The sequence below is a fragment of the uncultured Chitinophaga sp. genome (genome assembly GCF_937898475.1).
In the GTDB taxonomy this organism is placed as follows: Bacteria; Bacteroidota; Bacteroidia; order Chitinophagales; family Chitinophagaceae; genus Chitinophaga.
On record NZ_CALEJS010000019.1, the window covers coordinates 42,469 to 63,061 of the forward strand.

The 20,593-nt window shown below is 50.5% G+C and carries 14 protein-coding genes and 1 tRNA gene; 7 read left to right on the forward strand and 8 right to left on the reverse strand.

Annotated features, from left to right (window positions below; genetic code table 11):
- Together Q0577_RS14580 and Q0577_RS14585 are read left to right on the forward strand one after the other, a co-directional pair.
- On the forward strand, window positions 1-1,059 hold the full coding sequence (locus Q0577_RS14580; protein WP_298737485.1) for a cellulase family glycosylhydrolase: 1,059 nt from the start codon (window positions 1-3) through the stop codon (window positions 1,057-1,059).
- A gap of 65 nt (window positions 1,060-1,124) precedes the next feature.
- The gene (locus tag Q0577_RS14585) at window positions 1,125-5,087 is read left to right on the forward strand and encodes a hybrid sensor histidine kinase/response regulator transcription factor (RefSeq protein ID WP_298737487.1); all 3,963 of its coding nucleotides are present in this window, start codon (window positions 1,125-1,127) and stop codon (window positions 5,085-5,087) included.
- 53 nt (window positions 5,088-5,140) lie between these two features.
- On the opposite strand, the gene Q0577_RS14590 is transcribed toward Q0577_RS14585, so the two are convergent.
- From Q0577_RS14590 to Q0577_RS14625, 8 genes are all read right to left on the reverse strand, one after another.
- A complete protein-coding gene (locus tag Q0577_RS14590) occupies window positions 5,141-7,111 on the reverse strand; it encodes a c-type cytochrome (RefSeq protein ID WP_298737488.1) in 1,971 nt (656 codons plus the stop codon).
- Between the two features lie 28 nt (window positions 7,112-7,139).
- Entirely contained in the window at window positions 7,140-8,558 is a 1,419-nt protein-coding gene (locus tag Q0577_RS14595; protein ID WP_298737489.1) for a DUF1080 domain-containing protein, read from the reverse strand.
- A gap of 233 nt (window positions 8,559-8,791) precedes the next feature.
- On the reverse strand, window positions 8,792-9,238 hold the full coding sequence (locus tag Q0577_RS14600) for a hypothetical protein (RefSeq protein WP_298737490.1): 447 nt from the start codon (window positions 9,236-9,238) through the stop codon (window positions 8,792-8,794).
- Between the two features lie 510 nt (window positions 9,239-9,748).
- The gene (locus Q0577_RS14605; protein WP_298737491.1) at window positions 9,749-10,855 is read right to left on the reverse strand and encodes an acyltransferase; all 1,107 of its coding nucleotides are present in this window, start codon (window positions 10,853-10,855) and stop codon (window positions 9,749-9,751) included.
- 124 nt (window positions 10,856-10,979) lie between these two features.
- Window positions 10,980-12,581 carry an SAM-dependent methyltransferase gene (locus Q0577_RS14610; RefSeq protein ID WP_298737492.1) on the reverse strand — a complete coding sequence of 534 codons (1,602 nt, stop codon included), beginning with the start codon at window positions 12,579-12,581 and terminating at the stop codon, window positions 10,980-10,982.
- Between the two features lie 15 nt (window positions 12,582-12,596).
- Window positions 12,597-13,859, reverse strand: coding sequence for a hypothetical protein (locus Q0577_RS14615; RefSeq protein WP_298737493.1), 1,263 nt, complete (start codon window positions 13,857-13,859; stop codon window positions 12,597-12,599).
- A 627-nt stretch (window positions 13,860-14,486) separates the two neighbouring features.
- Window positions 14,487-14,570: transfer RNA gene (locus tag Q0577_RS14620), tRNA-Leu, on the reverse strand.
- Between the two features lie 79 nt (window positions 14,571-14,649).
- Window positions 14,650-15,462 (reverse strand): 2,3,4,5-tetrahydropyridine-2,6-dicarboxylate N-succinyltransferase, encoded by an 813-nt coding sequence (locus Q0577_RS14625; protein ID WP_298737495.1) that lies wholly within the window; start codon window positions 15,460-15,462, stop codon window positions 14,650-14,652.
- Between the two features lie 157 nt (window positions 15,463-15,619).
- Between Q0577_RS14625 and Q0577_RS14630 the strand changes: the two genes are divergently transcribed.
- The 5 genes from Q0577_RS14630 to miaA all read left to right on the forward strand — a co-directional run bounded on the left by Q0577_RS14630 (window position 15,620) and on the right by miaA (window position 20,564).
- The gene (locus tag Q0577_RS14630) at window positions 15,620-16,759 is read left to right on the forward strand and encodes a glycosyltransferase family 1 protein (RefSeq protein ID WP_298737497.1); all 1,140 of its coding nucleotides are present in this window, start codon (window positions 15,620-15,622) and stop codon (window positions 16,757-16,759) included.
- Window positions 16,752-17,324: an L-threonylcarbamoyladenylate synthase gene (locus Q0577_RS14635; protein ID WP_298737498.1), complete on the forward strand. Its 573-nt coding sequence runs from the start codon at window positions 16,752-16,754 to the stop codon at window positions 17,322-17,324. Before Q0577_RS14630 ends, Q0577_RS14635 begins: the two co-directional genes overlap by 8 nt.
- A 107-nt stretch (window positions 17,325-17,431) precedes the next feature.
- A complete protein-coding gene (locus Q0577_RS14640) occupies window positions 17,432-18,868 on the forward strand; it encodes an HD domain-containing protein (RefSeq protein WP_298737499.1) in 1,437 nt (478 codons plus the stop codon).
- A gap of 104 nt (window positions 18,869-18,972) precedes the next feature.
- Window positions 18,973-19,551 carry a hypothetical protein gene (locus tag Q0577_RS14645; RefSeq protein ID WP_298737502.1) on the forward strand — a complete coding sequence of 193 codons (579 nt, stop codon included), beginning with the start codon at window positions 18,973-18,975 and terminating at the stop codon, window positions 19,549-19,551.
- Between the two features lie 110 nt (window positions 19,552-19,661).
- Window positions 19,662-20,564, forward strand: coding sequence for a tRNA (adenosine(37)-N6)-dimethylallyltransferase MiaA (miaA, locus tag Q0577_RS14650; protein WP_298737504.1), 903 nt, complete (start codon window positions 19,662-19,664; stop codon window positions 20,562-20,564).
- The last annotated feature ends 29 nt before the right edge of the window (window positions 20,565-20,593 follow it).

Here is a 20,593-nt window from a genome sequence, read left to right on the forward strand (position 1 = left end):
ATGTTTGTAAAGAGATTAACAACACTCCTGGCCTGCAGCCTTTTGTTTATCACGATGGCGGGCGCACAGGGCAAATGGTCTGCCGCCAAGGCAAAAGAATGGTACGCTAAACAGGGCTGGCTGAAAGGAAGTAATTTCCAGCCCTCTACCGCCATTAACCAGCTGGAAATGTTCCAGGCCGAAACCTTTGATACCGCTACCATTAACCGGGAACTGGGCTGGGCGCAAAACCTAGGCTTCAATGTAATGAGGGTATACCTGCACCACCTGCTGTGGGTGGGCGATAAGGAAGGGTTCAAAAAAAGGCTGGATACTTATCTGGACATCTCTTCCAGGCACGGCATTAAAACCTTGTTTGTATTTTTTGACGATTGCTGGAACGATACTGCCTGGCTGGGTAAACAACCCGCGCCTAAAACAGGTGTGCATAATTCCGGCTGGGTGAGAGACCCGGGCACGATGATCTACACCCACCCGGATACGATGAAAGTGCTGGAAGCCTATGTGAAAGACATACTGACCACTTTTAAGAATGATGATCGTATCCTGCTGTGGGACCTGTACAACGAACCGGGTAATAACGGGCAGTTCGGTAAAAGCATGCCGCTGCTGCAAAATGTGTTCAGGTGGGCCTTTGCAGTAAGGCCTTCACAACCGGTATCAGCAGGTGTGTGGTCAGACGGGCCGAAGTTCGCGGCACTGAATAAATTCCAGCTGGAAAATTCTGATGTGATCACCTACCATAATTACTCGTATATTGATGATCACAAGCATACCATTGATACATTGCGGAAATACGGACGGCCGCTGATCTGCACAGAGTACATGGCCAGGAGGAACGGCAGCTTATTCCAGCTGATCATGCCCCTGCTGAAAGCCGAAAATGTAGGCGCCATCAACTGGGGATTTGTAAGCGGGAAAACAAATACCATATTTGCCTGGGACACGCCAATACCGGATGGAAAAGAACCCAAACTGTGGTTCCACGATATTTACAGGAAGGATGGAACGCCTTTCAGCAAGGAAGAGGAAGCTTTTATCAGGAAGCTGTGTAAATGATATAACGAATGCAAAGTGTAAAACGACTGATCTTTTTTTGTCTGCTATTCCTACACTATCAGGGCATGGGGCAGCCTATACGTTTCCGGAACTATTCCGTAGCGGATGGGCTGCCGTCCAGCACTGTGCGGGCTATTACGCAGGATGACCAGGGCTACCTCTGGTTTGGTACCAAGAACGGGATCAGCCGTTTTGACGGCTACCAGTTCAAGAACTTCCAGTATAAAAAGAACGACAGCACTTCCCTGGGTAATAACTTTATTCACTGCATTACCCGGGTAGACTCCACGCATTTGTGGATAGGCAGCGAGAACGGTATTTATATACTCAACCTGGAGAAAGAGCAGTTCTCGCATTTTGGTCCGCCGGATATGCGATCCGTGTTCGACATCATGCGCGATAAAGACGGCATGGTATGGTTCACCTCGCGGCTGAGCGGGTTGTTCCGCTATGACCCTGCAAAGGGACAACTGCATAATTTCAAAGCCGGCAATTCAGGGCTGTCGGGCGACCAGGTAACCAAGCTGGCGCAGGATAATGATGGCAACATCTGGATTGGCAGCTATGGCAACGGTATCGATATCTACAACCCTTCTTCAGGAGCTTTCACTAACCTGCGCGCTGCCAACAGCGGCCTGAGTAATGAATACATCAACGCACTCTACAAAGGACGGGACGGTACCATGTGGGCAGGTACCATGAACGGCGGCTTATGCAAATGGCAGCCGGAACAGCGCAGTTTCCGCGTGTATCGCAGCAGTGCCAGTCCTTATTCCATCAATGACGATATTGTACGGGCATTGTGCCAGGTATCGCCCGATAAGATCTATGTAGGCACAGAAAAAGGTTTAGCCGTACTGGATATTGCCACAGAGCGCTTTACCCGTTATACCAACCGGGGCAATGATCCCTTCAGCATCAGCGACAATGCCATTTACTCCCTCTTTCCTGATAAAGCGGGCATTATGTGGGTGGGTACTTTCTTTGGCGGAGCCAGTTACTTTAATGAAAAAGGCGCCGCTTTTGAATTGTATTATCCCACGGGAGAACCGCATGCTTTATCGGGACGTGCGGTCAGCAGTTTCCTGGAAGATGCGCCGGGCAAACTGTGGGTAGGTACGGAAGATGGCGGTTTGCAGTATTTCAATGCGACAACGCGCACCTTTCAGCAATATCCTTTTTCACCGGGTCAGCAAAAACTGTCTTATCATAACATCCACACCCTGCTGCGGGAGCAGGGCGGCAACATCTGGATCGGGTTATTTGCAGCCGGTATCAATGTGCTGAACCCGAAAACAGGCAGGGTGGAATATTTTCAGCATCAGCCGGGAAATATTCACTCGCTGAACAGCAATAATGTTTTCTGTATTTACCAGGACAGGGACAACCAGATATGGATAGGAACAGACCGGGGACTGGATCTGTTTGACAGCGAACGGCGGGAGTTTACACGCGTACTGCAAGATGGAGTGAGCAATACCATCATCTATGATATTTACGAAGACAATAACAAAACGCTGTGGTTTGCTACCTATAACGATGGCCTGATCTACTACAACAAGAAAACCGACCAGTGGGATAAGGTGACGGCAGAAGGGATGAACAAGCTCACCTGCCTGTATGACGATCAGGAGGGCAATCTCTGGATAGGCTCAGATGGCGGCGGTTTGCATAAGTACAACTTCGCTGCCAAACAGGTAGAACCTTATAACGACAAAACAGGCATCAGCGCAAATGTGGTGTATGGTATACAGGAGGATGATGCGGGCCTGATCTGGATCACCACCAACAACGGCATTTACAGCATTGACCCGGTAAAGGGAAAAGCAAGACATTTCACGCCGCAGGATAACCTGCAAAGCCGCCAGTTCAATTACAAGGCATTCTGCAAAATGTCTGACGGCAAGCTGTTTGCCGGCGGCATCAAAGGGTTCAATGCATTTTATCCTGAAAAGGTGTCTTCTGTTACAGACAATATCCATGTATCATTTACCAATTTCCAGCTGTTTAACAGGGATGTGCCTTTGTCTGAAAAAGGGCCCTTACAGCAGCAGATCAACTATACAAAGCAGCTCGTATTGCGGCACAACCAGTCGGTGATGAGCTTTGAATTTGCCGCACTCAATTTCAGTGCGCCGGAAAAGCTAAGCTATGCGTACCGGATGGAAGGCTTTGATCCGGACTGGAACTATGTGGGCGATCAGCGTAAAGCAACCTATACGAACCTGTCGCCCGGCACTTATACGTTCAGGGTAAAGGCCACTGCAGATAAAGGCAACTGGGAGGTGCCTGAAACCACCATGCAGCTGATCATACGGCCGCCGTTCTACAAAACCACCCTGGCCTATATTATTTTTACATTACTCGCGCTGGGGGCTGCCTACGGTATTTACCGCTATTCTTTCAACTACATCCGCAGGCAGCACCAGATCAGAATGGAGCGGTTGAAGAACAAGGAAGAGCAGGAGTTCTATGCCAGGAAAATAGAGTTCTTCACCGTGATGGCGCATGAAATAAGAACACCCCTGTCGCTGATCATTGCGCCCCTGGAAAAGCTGCTGAGCATGAACAACTGGCGGCCCGAAGAAAAACAACAGCTGGCCATTATGGACGAAAACGCAGAACGCCTGATGGACCTGGTGAACCAGCTGCTGGATTTCAGAAGGATTGAAAGCGATGCATACGAGATCCGCAAGGAGCCGGTGGAGATCATATCACTGGTGCAGTCTGTTTATTCGCGCTTTTCTTCTTTGCCTTACCAGAAAGAGATTGCTTTTACAATGAGCACCCGCCTGAGCAGGCTGCAGTTACAGGCAGACCCGGAAGTGCTGAATAAGATACTGGGCAACCTGCTCATTAATGCATTCCGCTTTGCGAAATCGAAAGTAGATATCAGCGTTTTTGATATGGCAGGCGCGGAGGGAGAAGGCGCACGTTTATGCATCAGCGTGGAGGATGATGGCGCAGGTATTCCTGCCGCCCATATCAGGAACATCTTCAAGCAGTTCTTTACCACCGTTACAGATAATCCTGATCGCGGCAGCCCGGGTGGCACAGGTATCGGCCTGGCCCTTGCCAATTCACTGGCAGAGAAACATGGCGGCAGGCTGCTGGTAGAAAGCAGGGAAGGAGAGAAAACCATTTTTACGCTGGAGCTGCCTGTCAGCAGACAGCAGCCGGCGCCGCAGGAGCAGCAGGCCGAAGCGGCCGTTGTGGAAGATGAACGGCCCCTGGTACTGGTAGTGGAAGACGATCCGTCCATACAGGCATTCCTGGCAGACCGTTTCCGGGACAGCGGTTACAACGTGGTGAAAGCGGGCCATGGCAAAGCCGCCCTGGAGCTGGTGGAAGCGCATTCCGTTGACCTGGTGATCTCTGATATCATGATGCCGGAGATGGATGGGCTGGAACTGTGCCACCATGTGAAGACCAATATAGACTATAGCCATATTCCCTTTATATTGCTTACGGCCAGGGGTAACAGCGAATCAGAGCTGAAAGGCATTGAGGCGGGCGCGGATGCCTACATCATGAAACCTTTTAAGTGGAAGCATATTGCGGCGGTAACGAAGAACCTGATCGCTTCCCGTGAGAAGCTGCGCCAGAAATTCTCCGAGCAGCCCAACAGCGATGTGAGCGTACTGGCTACCAACAGCCGCGACAAAGCTTTCATGGAAAAGGTGGTGAGCATTATTGAAGCGCGTATTATTGACTCGCAGCTTTCAGTAGAAGAGCTGAGCCGCGATATGGCCATGAGCCGTTCTAACCTGCACAAGAAATTAAAATCCCTTTCGGGGTATGTGCCCAATGAACTGATAAAGCTGGTGCGGCTGAAGCATGCCGCCAAGCTGCTGCAGACAGCAGAACATACCGTTACAGAGATTGCTTATATGACGGGCTTTAGTGCTCCCTCTTATTTCTCCAAGTGTTTCCAGCAGCAGTTTAAGGTAACACCGCGGGAGTATGCAGAAAAGAAGATCAAACCTCATCCGCCGCATATAGAAGACCTGATGAAGGGCGAAAATTAAAAAGGGCCGGCCATTAGGCCAGCCCTTTGTGTTATTTGTCATTAAACGTTAGCTTATTTCGCCGCTGTTTTACCGGTAGCCAGTGAATTGATCCAGGCCGCTATCTTCAGTGCCTCTGCTTTGGGCACGTTGGGCATAGGCGGCATTTCTGTAGCATAACCGCTCCAGTTCTGAGGCTGGGGGTTATAGATCAGGCTTACGATCTTTTCATTGCTGTAATTACGTTTGGCTACATCCAGGAAAGCGGGGCCTACCTGCCTTTTGCTGGCATTGTGACAGGCAGCGCAGGTATATTTAGCCAGCAGTGGTTTCACCTCTTCATAAGTAGGCGCTACGACTGCTTTGGTGGCGGCAGCAGCTGTTTTTGCAGCTGTAGTTTTAGCTGTGGCGCTCTTTGCTTTGGCCGCCGCTTCAGCCGCTGCCTTTGCAGCTGCTTCGCTGGCAGAATTGCGGGTGCTCAGCTCAGTGGCTGCCAGGCGGTTCCCTTCGGGGATGTTGTGCAGGGTGTAGTACCCGGTAGGATGCACCAGCGAATAGAAATGATCTTTTTCGCGTACACCTTCCAGGGTGATGTTGTGCACATAATGCTTGCGCAGGTTGTCTACCACCAGCCTTACTTTCAGACCGTCTGCAGAAACCTTCACCCCTTTGATGGGGCAGGTTTCCACGTTCACCGGGGGACTGCCATACACGGGGTGATATTTGTAGGTAAAGCTTTCTACGGAGTAGGAGGCAAGATCGTTCGCAGATCTTTCATCTACCGGCTGCGTGAAAGTTATTTCAAAACCATCGGGCATTGCCTTGATGGTCTGCATTTCAAAAGGCGTTTTTTCGCGGTTCCATACCAGTCGTTGTAAACCTTCGTTGGCTTCACCGGCAGAGCCCCAGCCGCGGTTGGTCTCACCTACGAACAGGGAGCCGTCTTTAGCCCAGGCCATGCGCAGCACACCAGACTGGAAGCCGTTGCGGAAATCAAAGGCCACGCCCTGGTATTCGCCGTTCACTTTTTCCAGCTCTACGCGCATGATCTTGCTCTGGCCCTGGTCGCCCACCAGCAACTGGCCTGCAAAAGGACCGAAGCTGCCTTCGGGGATGGTCACGATCTCTGAATTGGAAATGCCTAATACGCCGTGTGGTAATATCACTGCGGGGAGGCGCAGGGAAGGGATCTTTTCCTTTACTTCAGCGAGGGTAACGAATTTTTCATTCACTACATTTTCCGGCTTGATGTAACGTCCTTCTGCGTTCTTATTACGGCGCGGATCCACCAAAGCATACAGTTCTTCCGTGGTCAGTTTTACGGGAGAGTTGGGCATGTTGGTCCAGCGAAGCCCAGCGGGATGCCCGATGAAATCACCTTTCTTCACCTGCCATACGCCACCGGAGCCTACCCAGTCTCCCTGGTTATCGGTATAGAACAGTTCACCGTTGATCATGCCCAGTCCGCAGGGAGAGCGGAAGCCTGTAGCATACGGCGTCATTTGTCCGTCGGGGGTGATGTTCATCATCCATCCGCGCCAGGGTACGCGGCTTTCACCGCGCCACCATTCTTCATCGCCGAAGGCAACGTTGGCGGATACAAAGAAAGAGCCGTCGGGCGCTATTTTAGGTCCGAAGCTGTATTCATGATAGTGGGCGGATAAAGGCCATGCATATACGGTTTCGTATACATCCGCTTTACCGTCCATGTTGGTGTCTACCAGTTTGGTAAGTTCGCCGCGCTGCGCGCAGTAGAGGGCGCCGTCTTTCCAGGCGAGGCCCAGCACTTCGTGCAGTCCGGAGGCGAATTTCCTGAAATAAGGCTTACGGCTGGTAGGATTTTCAACGATATAGATATCGCCGCGGCGGGTGCTCACGCCCAGGTCGCCGTTGGGTAACAGTACCAGTCCGCCTACTTCCAGCAGGGTACCCTCCGGGGAGCTCACTTTCACAATCTTCGAGAAATCCTCTTCCTTGGGAGTTTCCTGCCCAAACGCGCTGCCCGACAGGACAGCGAGGAGCAATGTTTTATAGATCAGTTTCATTTGTTAGTATTTGTTCTTCACTTCCGGTTTAAAAAAGTATGGAATAGGCCAGTTTGCCTTTCACGGGCACGATCAGTTCCTGGCGGCCGTTACTCTGGCGCACCACAGGTTTGGCGCCGCCTGCGTCATCCAGCTGCAGGTAGTAAGCGCGGCCGTCTACTACGTACAGGCCGTTGGACTGCGCTACGATGCTGCTGCCTTCCGCCAGCTTTGCATAGAGGCCGTCTGTGGGATTTTCCACGTTCAGTTCGCGGCGCAGGCCGTGACCGTTGTCCATTACTTTAATAGCATCTGTAACGGCAGCGCCATAGATGAAGTAGCGGAAAGCCGGTTGATCTTTTTCGTCCAGCACATAGCCTTTGGGACGATAACCGGTACCAGTGCTGTCTGTTATCCAGGCTGCGTCGGGTGAAGACAGTTTTGCCAGGGCGAAGGCCGGTTTGCCAAAATACTGTACCGTACCGCGGGGACGGGAGCAGCCATTGCCCCTGTCGTGCCACATGGGGGTAGCATCGAGAAAGCCGCCGCGCCATACCTGTAGCAGCATGCCTTTGTCCAGGTCATAGGTATAATGCACCTGCAGCGGGCTGCCAACGGATACGGCATGCGGAATGCGTGCACTGCCGGGGATGTCCATAAAGCTGCGCAGGATGGTGTTGGAAGCATTGGCGTCTACCAGGATCGGGTCAACGTCATCGCGACGGTTATGAGCGGTTTCCTTATCCAGGTTGGAGGTGTTGATGCGGATATTGCGGAAAGCAACGGCGCCATGATCGCCCTGCAGGCGCAGGGGGCCGGTAGCTTTTTCGTCTCCGCCGCCGATGGCGCCGCGGGTAGGGCCCATCAGTTCAACGTCGTCATGAATCAATACGCCGTTCAGCTCTACGCGCAGCATACGTGCGTTGGCGGTTTTATTACCGGCAGCATCGAAGCGGGGAGCGCGGAAAGCAATTTTTATGTGTTGCCAGAGGCCCGGGGCGCGGCTGGCGTTCACACGCGGCGCATAGCCTTCGTAGCCTTGCTGTCCTTCGGGGCGGCTGTCATCCCAGCGTTCATAAATGCCGCCGTTATCACCGGGGCGGGGGTTGGTAACGCTCCAGCTGTCCAGCAGCTGAATTTCGTACCTGCCCTGCAGATAAATACCTGAATTAGCGCCGGGGGCCATCATATAGTCCAGCTCCAGTTCCATATCGCCATATTCGGCCTGGGAAAACAGGTCCTGTCCGGGACGCTTTTTGTCGGGCAGGTTCACCAGCACGCCTGTTCCGTTGACGGGGAACAGCACATCGTGCTTGTTGAGGTCTGCACTAACATCAGCCGCAATCTGCCAGCTTTTACCAGGATCGCGGAAAGCGGAAAGATCCTGTAAGGAGATGTTGGAAGCCTGGGCTGCCGCAGTGCCGCTAAACACAATACCGGCGCCGCATAGGCATACAAAGCCTGTCAAAGACCGGCTTGTATTTCTTTTCGATCTAAGTACCATAACGTTCAGTAAATGAGCCGGCAAGATAGTGATTGAAGCGGCTGGGTACAAGCCCGTTCATCAAAATGTGGGGACAATGTCTACAGAATTAAAAAGAAATCGGTTGCAAGAGCTTTATATTTGGAAAGCATGCCAAATAAAAATAGGCTGTATCGCATATTGATACAGCCTATTAGTAGGAACGTCCCCTTATCATCTCAAAACACAGGCGTTCTTTCAATAAATTTCCAGGTAGTTGCAGCGGTAGCCTTTACCTGGATATCTCCATTCGAAGAAAGTTCAACATTTTCAAGTGAATAAAATCCTGATCTGAAACCGGCGGGAAGGTCCAGTCCTTCTACCCGGGCAGTATCCGGGATGTTATTGCCGTCTCCTTCTGCAATAACTTCGAGGATGTCCAGCTGCTGCATGGGACAGAAATACAGCACCGCGCCGCTGTGTTCAAGGGCCAGGCGCACGGGGGATAGATTCGCTCTCACCGTTCCGCCATGGGACATTTTTTCTTCCTGCATTTTTTTCTGCAGCACCTCGGGTTGTGAGAAAGCAGTAACCGTTACATTGGAAGCAGTGGCGCCAGGAGCAGGCGCATAAGGCTGCCCTCCGCCACCTAAGAAATCCTGGAGGGCCGAAAATACCATGTTCATACAAAAAGATTTTGATAATGATGCAAAACCCGAATAACGCGAAACCTGGTCTGTCGTGGAATTAAATAGATCGGCATTCAACCATTTCAGCACGAAATATCTCTTGCATAAACAGCTGCAATTAATGGGCCTGCCTGTAAGGAAAGCGGGTAATAAGCGGTTTTTTCTTTGCTTAAAATTTCGTAAATTCTGAGAAGCACGAAAGCAACCTGCTTAGCGGGAAAGCCGGACAGGCAATGTGTTTTGCAAGCAGGCCAGCATTTGCTGACAGATCGAAGGTGTTCGATGTAAGATGACAGATTGAAGCCTCCACCTGACAGATGTACAGTGACAGATCGAAGGTGTTCGATGTAAGATAACAGATGTAGGTCTCCACCTGACAGATGTACCGTGACAGATCAAAGATGTTCGATGTAAGACAACAGATATGCGTTGCCAGCTGACAGATGTACCGCTCCACCTGACAGCAATTCCGTGTAAGCGCATCCATCTGCCGGATCAGCGGCTTTCCTAACCCAGCTTTTTCCGTAACCAGCGCCGCACCGGTATATCATACCACTTTAATGCAACATAGGCTAATGCAATGCTGCCTGTTAGAATGAGCAGGGCATACGGCCAGGCATCCAGCAGCGTAACGCCTTTGTGATTGCTGATCCAGGCAACGTAAAAATACACCAGCGGGTAATGTACCAGGTAAAGGGGGTATGATATATCGCCCAGGAATTTACATATCCTGCTTTCCCGTTGCGACTGCACCACTCCGCTGGCGCCCAGGTATACGATGAGGGGGAAAATGATGATGATGCAGACAGATTCGTAGATACCGTTCATCCAGAGATGTTCAGCGCCGCCAATGCGTGGCATATACAGTACAGCCGCCACCAGCAGTGTGCACCATAAAAAGGCGTTCCTGATACGGGCAGGCTTGGCTATACGTGAGAGCAGGAGCCCGGCAAAGAAGGGGTACATAGTACGGGTGAACCCGATACGCACCTGTTCCACATTCAGCGTCCAGCCGCCGCTAACGTCACCGTTTGTAATGGCCAGGTGCGCCAGCGCGATAGCGGCGATGCCTACCAGGATGCTTAATGCCGTTCTGGAAAATTTCCTGATCCAGCAGGCGTAGAGGATGTTGGCGATATACTCAAAGAACAATGACCATCCTACGCTGTTCAGCGGGTGCATTTCTTCCCAGCCGCGTATATCCATCGATAAAGGCACGGGCAGGATGGTGTAGCCGATCAGCATTACCAGCAGCATTTTCCAGACGGGAACCGTATGAATAAGCGGCCACAGGGTGGAATCGGTGAAATAGAAGCCGATAGCGCCGAGGGTCATGCCCAGCACCACCATGGGTTGAAGGCGTTCAATACGACGTTTGAAGAATGTGCTCACCGTCATTTTATGCCAGCGGTCGTCATAGGCATAGCCCATCACGAAACCGGATAACAGGAAGAAAAAATCCACAGCCAGGTAGCCATGATTGACCAGGATATCCAGGTGACCGCTGGCCAGCGGTTCTGCCAGGTGAAAGGTTACTACAATAATGGCTGCAACGCCACGAAGTCCGTCTAGTATAGGGTAGTGTGGTTTAGTGCCCAGCTGGATATTATTCATTCAATGACTAGGATTGGATATACTGCTTGTGAATTAATACCGGCGTAAAATAAAAAAAGCTTTGATTATTTGATAATAAACAAAGCTGTTAGAGGCTGGAATTATGGTAAGCGGTGTAAGCGGATCATTGAGCGGATTCCGCTGCTATTTGCGCTATCCAGCCTCTTGCCATAATATAAGTGGGGTTTTGCTGCAGTGCTGCGGAAAAACTTTCCACTGCTGCAGCCGGCTGGTTTAAATGGTAATGGCACAGCCCCATGTTGTATAAGGTAATATCCTTTTCGCCAAAATGACGGATTGATTTTTCGTAGTATTCCAGGGCGCGCTCATAGTGCTGGATTTCCTGGAAGAAGACACCGATATCAAAAAAGGTGTCCGGTGTTTTGGGCAGCATATAGAAATGTTCTTCAATGACAGGCATTTTTTCCTTGAGGTCTTCAATGTCTGAGGTCCTGGCATACCCGTTCCTGATCTGGTTAATGATAACGTCCCGGCAGCTGTTGAACACCCGCGGATCCCACCTGATGGCGCCCAGGAAAGGCAGGATAGCTTCTATGTTCAGCAGGTTGGCGGTGAAACTGGCGTTCAGGAAAAGGTTATTGATGGTGGAATGCCCGAAGGAGTTTAAGGATGTTTCCAGCGCCAGCGCCGTTTCCTGCATATCTGCAAAGGTGAACCCGCTGATAAAAGCGCTGGTAGTGAGGGCCTGCTCTGTGAACTGGTTGAAGCTGTCGCCGCCGGTCAGCTTAAAATACTGGCTGATGGCATCGAAGTTTACTGATAGCGAGAAACAATTGTTATCGTGAAAAACGGGTGCGGGCGCCTCTTTCTGATAGATGTCCAGATGCTTTGAAAAGCCTTTGTCAGAGCTGATCAGCAACAGCCTGTTATCAGCAATATCCAGCAGGTGTTTAATGCACATCAGCGGGCCTATGGGAAATGAAATGTATTGCTGATCGGCAGTGGCTTTGTAGTGCTGCAGTAACTGATTGAGTACTTCGTGATGATAGTAGGGCAGTTGCGTTTCCTGGAATTGAAAGGATACTTTCACCTGGTTCAGCTGAACAACCTGGTCTTTATCCATATTGGCGGCGTCTGTTGTCAGTTTGCAGAGGCCTTCCAGCAGGCTGCCGCCGGAGACCTGGAATACATCGTGCTTTAAAGAATCGAAGCAATAATTGGCGATGAATACAAAGGGATTCTTTCCTTTTTTATTATCTTCTTTGCGGAGGATGGTCTTTGAGCGGAGCAAGGCAATTTCTTTGGAATACTCTGCATCAAAGTGGGCAAAGTCCAGCATGCCGGCAGCAATAAAAGGTTGAAAGTTTTCGTGCGCCATCGAGAAGTCGATGTTCTCCCGGATGAGGTCTGTCATTACATAAACCAGCTGAACGTTTACGGAGAGGGCCTCTTTCAGCCCGGCAAGTCTTTTCAGGAGGTAAAAACTGAAAGTACCTGATCCTGCCCCGATCTCAACGATATAAAAAGGAGCAGCAGGGTCAAGACTGTTTTTCTTTATACAGTCCTGGATAAAGCGGATAATGATATGTGCATAGGAATTGGCAATGTATGGATTGCTGGTGATGTAAAAGGGTATCTTATTGGCCCATGCATGAATGCCTTGTTTTGCATAATAGTCCCGTTGGTAGTCCCAGATGCGGGACTGGGAAAAAGGAATGTTTTCATCGAGGATGAGCTCATTGAAAGTAGGTATCATTGCTTCCATGATAATACAGGGTGCTTAAATTATTTTGAAGAAAGGATTGTAGCCGCCGATACTGGTGTAGTGCATACTTGCATAGGAAATGCCATTCATCGGATCGTAAACAATACGGCTCGCAATTTGCCCGCCGTTAAATTCCAGGTAAAGGCTGGGCGCACCCTGAGTAAGGGCCCATGCTACCACAGAAGACCGTTTGTGATCCAGTGTAGGCGCCATCCAGGGAGCGGTAGCGGGCCGTGGTAATGCGGGCAGCCAGCCGGCTACATTATGATGCGCATCTCTTCCTGCAGCAGGTAATGTTGCCAGGTCTGTTTTGTATTGCTTTCCGCGTGCCACCTTTCCTATTCCAGGGGGATTTACTGCGTGAAGATTTGTGAAGGCAGCATCAATAGCCGTAGCGGCATTATTTGCGTTTGCATCAATGCCATTTAGTGCCGCCTGGCTGATTACGTTAGTAGCGCCTTTATTCTGGCTTTTGGTAGTACTGACGGTGATGAGTTTATTAAACTTACCTTTTTCCTTATCTGATGTTAAGCCATGGCCGAAGATGCGGTCTTTCATGAAATCATTCAGCGCTGTTTTGATGGCGATGGTTACAATACCCTTTTCCGGGGGAGGAAGAGGCCCGAGTTTTGGGTTTTCGATGTTATACCTGCCAAGTACATCAGCAGCTACATCTGCGGCAAGTGTTGGCACGTCTGCGGAAATGATCTGTTTTCCGGCGTCGTTGCTTAATGCATTAAATGTATTGGTAACGGGCTGCTTGTATATTTTTTTTAGGGCGGTGTTTGCAATTTTGTTGGCCTCAGTTAATATGGCCGTTGTCTTTTCCTGATCAACGTCAAAATCATATTTAATGTCGTGCTTAGGGTCATAGTCTACTGTGGGTATCTGCAGCGTAGCGCGTTGTACCGTGCCCGCGCCCGGATTTAAATGCGGCCGCTTATTTGCACCGTTGGCCGGCTGAAAATAACTGCTTTTTGCAAGGCCGCCTGAAATATGCTGCACTACCGCATCGGTTACCTCGTTTACGTTGCGCGCTTTCCGTTGTACAACATGCCAGCTCTCCCTGGGTACAGACGGTGTTTTGCCGGAAGCATGCCGGTTGGCCATGGCCTGCAGTATTTTCAGTTGCTTTACCTGCGGACTGTTATTAACGACTTCCTGCAGCTGGTGTTGTGCAAGGATCGAGGAACTGTTGACGGCTGGCTGTGGTTCGGCCGGCTTGTTGGCGGCAGCATTGCTTTTAGGCACAGGATTTTTATCTGACCGGGATTTCATTATTTGAGGGTTGAGCTTGTGTAAGCAGTATTATAGACAATCACATTGGATAAAAATAAGGTTTTTTTTGAATCAGGAACGGTTAAAAAAGTCATCGTTCCCGGTACAGTACCAGATCCTCAGCTAAGTTACCTCAACGCACTTGACATGCAGCGTTTCCCTCAATTGAGCCCACAGACACGGATAAAAAGGAAATTGTACAATAAATGGGAATTTACTAAGGATGAAGGCATGGGTTTTGACCATGATCATAGCAGCGTGAAGTTTGTGAAGAAATGAATGCGCTCACGCGTTTCATAAGGGTTGCAGACAGCGCGGCAATTCGGAAAAAAGAATAAGGCCAAACGACAGCTCGGTAAGGTACTTACGCAGGTTCTACGGGCAGTAACTAAAGTAGAGGAGGTTATGTCAGAGGATGAAAGTAGCAACCCTACCAGTCCTTTTGATAACGGCCATTATAAGCATTTGGGAACGCGATGAGAGGCGTAAGAGATGTGGAATTCTTTCTGTTTAGGCTATCTAAAATTTATGCATGAAAACTTAAATCCCCCAGAAATTTAACTTGATCCGAAAAAACAGACTAACCCAAAATAAAAAAGGCTTGAAAATTATTTCAAGCCTTTTCAGTGCCCAGAACTGGATTCGAACCAGCACGCCCTTGCGAGCGCTGCGACCTGAACACAGTGCGTCTACCAATTTCGCCATCTGGGCAACCGTGTTAAGGGATTGCAAAGGTATGTAACTTTTTATTTTATGCAAATTTTTCTTTCGCAAAAAAATAGAAAAATCATCACACCGCTACGCTGAATTCCCTTAAAGTATCATTCAGGCTTGTCTTAAGATCGGTAGAAGCCTTACGCTGGCCAATGATCAGCGCACAGGAAACCTGGTATTCGCCTGCAGGGAATTTCTTGGTGTAAGTGCCTGGAATTACCACACTGCGGGCGGGTACAACACCTTTGTATTCTTTCGGCTCGCTGCCACTTACATCAATGATCTTGGTGGATTGGGTAAGCACCACGTTAGCGCCCAGTACAGCCTCTTTTTCTACCCGTACGCCTTCCACCACGATACAGCGGGAGCCGATGAAGCAGCCGTCTTCGATGATCACCGGGCTGGCTTGCAGCGGTTCCAGTACGCCGCCGATGCCTACGCCGCCGCTCAGGTGCACCTGTTTGCCGATCTGCGCGCAGGAGCCAACGGTAGCCCAGGTATCCACCATGGTGCCTTCGCCTACATAGGCGCCGATATTCACATAAGAGGGCATCAGGATAGCGCCTTTGGCGATGTATGCACCGTAACGGGCAATAGCATGCGGTACTACGCGTACACCCAGGTCTTTATAGTTGCTTTTCAGCTTCATTTTATCATAGAACTCAAAGGGGGCCAGGTTCATGGTCTCCATCGGCTGTATACAAAAGTAAAGGAGTATGGCCTGCTTCACCCACTCGTTCACCTGCCATCCGTCGGCGGTGGGCTCCGCTACTCTTAATTTACCTTTGTCTACCGCTTCTATTACCGTCCGTATCGCGTCTGTATAGGTAGTTTCCTCCAGCAGGTTACGATCGTTCCAAACGGTCTGAATTTGCTCTTTTAGTTCCATTGTTGTTAATTTTTTGCAAATATACTCGCCGGGGGGGATTTTGGAAGCGTTTATTCGGTCCTTTCCGCTAACGTATTTGGATATCCGCATCTGTTCGCTGGCGGATCCGCGCATTTTTTCTTTACTTTGCCCTCCTATAGTATCAAAATTACACACTTTGAACATCGCCTTCGATGCCAAACGGGCTTTTCAGAATACCACGGGTTTGGGAAACTACAGCCGTTCCCTGATCAGCGCCCTGGCCGTTCATTTCCCGGAACATCATTACTTCCTGTTCGCACCGAAAAAAACGGGACGCTTCAATACCGCTCCCTATGCGGGTATGGAGGTAGTGCTGCCGCAGCGGCCTTTACACCGCTTTTTCCGGGGCGCCTGGCGCAGCAAATACGTGGTAAGCGATCTGCTGCGGCAGGGGATTGACCTCTACCACGGCCTGAGCCATGAAATACCCTTTGGCATCCACCGCAGCGGCGTTAAAAGCGTGGTCACCATGCACGATCTCATCTTTGAACGCTATCCGGGCCAGTATAACCCGATAGATGTGCAGACCTATCGCCGCAAGGCAAAATATGCCTGCCGTTATGCCGGCAAAGTTGTGGCTATCAGCCAGCAAACCCGCGAAGACCTTATCACCTATTATCAGACTGATCCGGACAAAATTGCAGTGGTGTACCAGAGCTGCGATCCCGCATTCGCCGTTCCGCATACCCCGGAACAGTTGCAGGCATTACGGCAGCAATACCAGCTGCCGCAAAACTACCTGTTGTATGTAGGCTCTGTGATAGAACGCAAGAACCTGCTGGGCCTTGTAAAAGCCCTGCATATATTAAAGGGCCAGGCAGATCTGCCGCTGGTGGTATTGGGCGATGGTAAAGCCTACAAGAAAAAGGTCAAGGCGTTTATTGCTGCACACGGTCTGGAACAGCAGGTAATATGGCTGAACGAACAACGCAGGTTGCCTCATGCGGAGCTGCCATTGCTGTACCAGGGGGCCAGCGCATTTTTATATCCCTCCACCTTTGAAGGTTTTGGTATACCCATCCTCGAAGCATTGTGGAGCCGTACGCCTGTGATCACCTCCCGCGGGTCCTGCTTTGCAGAAACCGCCGGTGATGCCGCACTATACACCGATCCGCTGGATCCTGCCTCCATCGCCCATGCGATCCGCCAGGTGGTAGAAAACACCGCCCTGGCGCAGGATATGAAAGAAAAAGGCTGGGCCCATGCCCACCGGTTCACACCGGACAAATGTGCGGCAGCAATGATGGAAGTTTATAACAGTTTGAAACATGACTGATTTTGAGAACGATATCACCGCCAGTTTGCGGGTACTGAATGCCGGAGGCCTCATCCTCTATCCCACAGACACCATCTGGGGTATTGGCTGCGATGCTACCAACGAGGATGCCGTAAAAGAGGTGTTCGCACTGAAACAACGGGAAGAGCGTAAAAGCCTGGTGGTGCTGCTGGCCGATGTGAGGGATCTGCTGAAGTATGTGGCCCACCCGCATCCTAATATTGCAGACATCCTGGAAAAGACAGACCGTCCCACTACCGTGATCTATGACGGCGCCCTCGGACTGGCCCCCAGCGTGGTAAGCCAGGACGGCAGCGTGGCCATCCGTATTGTGCATGATACCTTCTGCCGTCACCTGGTAAAACGCCTGCGCAAACCGCTGGTGTCTACCTCTGCCAATATCAGCGGACAACCATCGCCTGCCACCTTTGCAGACATCAGTCCTGAAATAAAAAATGGCGTGAACTATGTGGTGCAATACCGCCAGCAGGATACCACGGCAGCACAGCCCTCCCGTATCATCCGGATCCTCACCAATGGCGACATCCAGGTGATCCGCGAATAAGAGGTCGCAAATGCTTAATAATGACGCACTTGCTACTTATTATTCATTATTAATTCTTAATTATTAATTATTAAAATACTTTTGCGCTTTTTATATCTTTTCATTATATGATCAGTAGGAAGCCTATAGACATTCCCTGTACGCTGCAGGAACGGAAAGTGTTAGAACAGATAGCTACGGCTGCCCATGAACTGGGCGTACCCTGCTACCTGATCGGAGGCTTTGTACGTGATAAGCTGCTGAACCGCAGAACCAAAGACATGGACGTGGTGTGCGTGGGCGATGGCATCAGCCTGGCGCATAAGGTGGCCGCCATATTGGGCGATAACGTTTCTGTAGCCTTCTTCAAAACCTACGGCACCGCGCAGATTAAATGGAACGATCTTGAGATAGAGTTTGTAGGCGCCCGCAAGGAAAGCTACCGCGACCACTCCCGTAACCCGGAAGTTCAGGCGGGTACCCTGGAAGATGATCAGCTGCGCCGCGATTTTACGATCAACGCCATGGCCATCAGCCTCAATGAGGATGATTATGGTAAACTGGTAGACCCTTTCAACGGACTGGAAGACCTGGACAAACAGCTGATACGCACGCCGCTGGAGCCTGCGCAGACTTTCAGCGATGATCCCCTGCGGATGATGCGGGCCATCCGCTTTGCCTCGCAGCTGCAGTTTACCATCTATCCGCCCACTTTCGAAGCAATACAGCAGAACGCCCAGCGTATAAAGATCGTATCACAGGAACGGATCACCGATGAGCTGAACAAGATCATGCTGTCGCACAAACCATCCGTAGGCCTGGATCTGCTGTATAAAGCCGGATTGCTGAAGATCATCTTCCCGCAGATGGTAGACCTGGTAGGGGTTGAAATGGTGGACGGCAAAGGCCATAAAGATAATTTTTATCATACCCTGCAGGTGATAGACAATATCTCCCGCCATACCAAAGACCTCTGGCTGCGATGGGCGGCCCTGCTGCACGACATCGGCAAACCGGCCACCAAACGCTTTGAGCCCGCCCACGGGTGGACCTTCCACGGCCACGATGCTGTAGGAGGGAAGATGGTGCCCCGCATTTTTGCACGGCTCAAACTGCCGCAGCATGAAAAAATGCGCCTGGTGAAAAAGCTGGTGGAGCTGCACCTGCGCCCTATCAGCCTAACCAAGGAGAACATCACGGATTCGGCTATACGGCGGCTCCTTTTTGATGCCGGCGATGATATCGATTCACTGATGATGCTCTGCGAAGCCGACATCACCTCAAAGAATAAAGCGAAAGTAAAGCGCTACCTGGAGAACTTTGAACTGGTACGGGAACGACTGAAGGAGGTAGAGGAAAGCGACCGTATCCGCAACTGGCAGCCGCCCGTAACCGGCGAAGTGATCATGGATACATTCGGCCTGCCGCCCTGCAAACAGGTAGGCGATCTGAAGAATGCCATCCGGGAGGCAATACTGGACGGCGAGATCGCCAATACCTACGAAGCCGCTTACGCTTTCATGCTCGAAAAGGCCCGTACAATGAACCTGAGCCCTGTTAAATAAAAATGGTAAATTTATGCGGCCTAAGCACTTGTTCAGCACCATTTTTGCACGGTAAAAACCATCATTATATCAAACATTACTAAAACCTATAACATATATTTGTCATGCCGGTATTGAAATTCAGAGTTTACTGGGAAGAAGATGAAAGTGTATACAGGGATATAGCCATAAAGCCTAATCAAACCTTTTTACAGTTTCACCAATCCATATTGCAGGCATTTGAGTTCGACAATAAACATAAAGCCACGTTCTTTCGTAGTAATGACAACTGGCAACGCGGCCGGGAGATCATACTCGAAAAGGATTCCATTCCCCGTAAAGCAGAGCCCCTGCTCATGGCAGAAACCCCTATTGCCGCAGCGGTAAAAGATCCCAACCAGAAGTTCATTTACCTGTATGACTTTGCCAAAAGCTGGACCTTCCTGGTAGAGCTGATCGGTATCAGCAAGGATGAAAACGCCAAGCTGGCCTATCCCTACTGCGTACGTAAAGAAGGACTGGCCCCCAGCCAGTACGGCACCAAAGGCCTCATTGGCGATAAGCTGGTAGAGATGGAAGAGAAATACGACCTGAATAAGGAAGGCATGAGCGAAGACGGCTTCAGCGAAGAAGGAGAGGAGGATGAGGAAAGCGCAGGCGACGAAGGGGAAGAAACAGGATCAGACGACGAGAACCTATATTAATACAGTTTGAAAGTTTGAAGGTTTGAAAGTTTGAAGATCGCCAGCCTGTTCAGGACACCTTCAAACGTTCAAGCCTTCAAACTTTTAAACTTTCAAACGGTTTACAATTTTTGCAGCACACTATCATTGTTATAGCCGGCCCCACTGCCGCCGGCAAAACTGCACTGGCAATACAGGTGGCAAAGGCCTTTGACACAGCCATCATATCCGCGGATAGCCGTCAGTGTTACCGCGAGCTGAGCATCGGCACTGCCAAACCTTCCCCGCAGGAGCTGCAGGCCGTTCCGCATTATTTTATTGATTCCCACTCCATACAGGAAGAAGTGAACGCAGGCCTTTTTGAAAAGCTGGCCCTGCAATATGCACAGGAGATCTTTCAAAAAACGCCTGTTGCCGTTATGTGTGGTGGCACTGGCCTTTACATCAAAGCTTTTTGTGAGGGCATTGACGATATGCCGGCTATCGCTCCCGGCATCCGCGAAGCCATCAATAAACAATATGAAAAGGAGGGATTAGCCTGGCTGCAACAGGAGCTGCAGCAGCGGGATCCCGGCTTCTATGCCATAGCCGAAACACAGAACCCGCAGCGCCTGATCCGCGCGCTGGAAGTACTGGAAGCCACCGGCCGCTCTATTACCACTTTCCGCACTGCCAACCGTACCCCCAGGGATTTCCGCATTATTAAAATAGGCGTTACACGGCCTAAAGAACTGTTGCATCGCAACATCCACCACCGGGTAGACCAGATGATGGCTGCAGGCCTGCTGGAGGAAGTGAAAAGCGTATTACCCTACCGCCATCATAACGCCCTGCAAACCGTAGGCTACCAGGAGATCTTTGATTACCTCGATGGTAAGACCTCTTTGGAACAGGCCATAGACCTTATTAAAACACATACCCGCCAATACGCTAAACGCCAGCTTACCTGGTTTCGTAAAGACAAGGAATTTCATTGGATCGATGCAGCAGAAGGGGAGGAGGTGCTGGGGTATTTACGCGATGAGATAGGATAGGATTGTACCAAACAGTAAACGGGTCTTCA

Excerpts from the sequence above, each read along its gene's own strand:
- Q0577_RS14585 (WP_298737487.1), top strand. The coding sequence starts at position 1,125 with ATGGGGCAGCCTATACGTTTCCGGAACTATTCCGTAGCGGATGGGCTG.
- Q0577_RS14605 (WP_298737491.1), bottom strand. The coding sequence starts at position 10,855 with ATGAATAATATCCAGCTGGGCACTAAACCACACTACCCTATACTAGAC.
- Q0577_RS14580 (WP_298737485.1), top strand. The coding sequence starts at position 1 with ATGTTTGTAAAGAGATTAACAACACTCCTGGCCTGCAGCCTTTTGTTT.
- Q0577_RS14590 (WP_298737488.1), bottom strand. The coding sequence starts at position 7,111 with ATGAAACTGATCTATAAAACATTGCTCCTCGCTGTCCTGTCGGGCAGC.
- Q0577_RS14615 (WP_298737493.1), bottom strand. The coding sequence starts at position 13,859 with ATGAAATCCCGGTCAGATAAAAATCCTGTGCCTAAAAGCAATGCTGCC.
- Q0577_RS14635 (WP_298737498.1), top strand. The coding sequence starts at position 16,752 with ATGACTGATTTTGAGAACGATATCACCGCCAGTTTGCGGGTACTGAAT.
- Q0577_RS14625 (WP_298737495.1), bottom strand. The coding sequence starts at position 15,462 with ATGGAACTAAAAGAGCAAATTCAGACCGTTTGGAACGATCGTAACCTG.
- Q0577_RS14600 (WP_298737490.1), bottom strand. The coding sequence starts at position 9,238 with ATGAACATGGTATTTTCGGCCCTCCAGGATTTCTTAGGTGGCGGAGGG.
- Q0577_RS14645 (WP_298737502.1), top strand. The coding sequence starts at position 18,973 with ATGCCGGTATTGAAATTCAGAGTTTACTGGGAAGAAGATGAAAGTGTA.
- Q0577_RS14610 (WP_298737492.1), bottom strand. The coding sequence starts at position 12,581 with ATGGAAGCAATGATACCTACTTTCAATGAGCTCATCCTCGATGAAAAC.
- Q0577_RS14640 (WP_298737499.1), top strand. The coding sequence starts at position 17,432 with ATGATCAGTAGGAAGCCTATAGACATTCCCTGTACGCTGCAGGAACGG.